Consider the following 487-nt stretch of genomic DNA (forward strand, 5'->3'; position numbering starts at 1 on the left):
CGTCTCATTGATGTCTGACGTTGTTTATGAGGTCCGTGAAGATAGTAGCCTATTTACTGCTGGAGTGGATGTAGATGACTACATTGGCAATCTTACTCAAGCCAGTACGCGATTGAGAATCCAGGTTATTACGCCTGATGGTGTGGTGATTGGTGATACAGACCTTTCTGATCATGCATTGGCGAGTGTTGAGAACCACAGCAATCGTCCTGAGTTTCAACAAGCTTTAAAAACTGGCCTTGGTAGTGACGTGCGCTTTAGTACCGTTACCTCCGTTGATCGTATTTATTACTCGCATAAAGAGTCGATGAACGGTAGCAGTTTCGTTATCGTAATCTCTTCACCAATGCATCAACTTAAGCAGATGAACTTCCAACTAATGGGTATTCTGATCGGGATGGTTGTATTGAGCTTGAGCTTTTTGATTGGCACTTCGTATGTGAGTAACCGTCAGATCGTGCACAAGGTTGAAGAAGAGCAGAAGAAG

1 pseudogene is annotated in these 487 nt (G+C 43.7%); it reads left to right on the plus strand.

What is annotated here, in order from left to right:
- Nucleotides 1-487: pseudogene (locus BCT81_RS02655) on the plus strand (diguanylate cyclase); the annotation flags it as partial.

It is taken from the genome of Vibrio sp. 10N.261.52.A1 (assembly GCF_002876325.1).
Taxonomy (GTDB): domain Bacteria; phylum Pseudomonadota; class Gammaproteobacteria; order Enterobacterales; family Vibrionaceae; genus Vibrio; species Vibrio chagasii.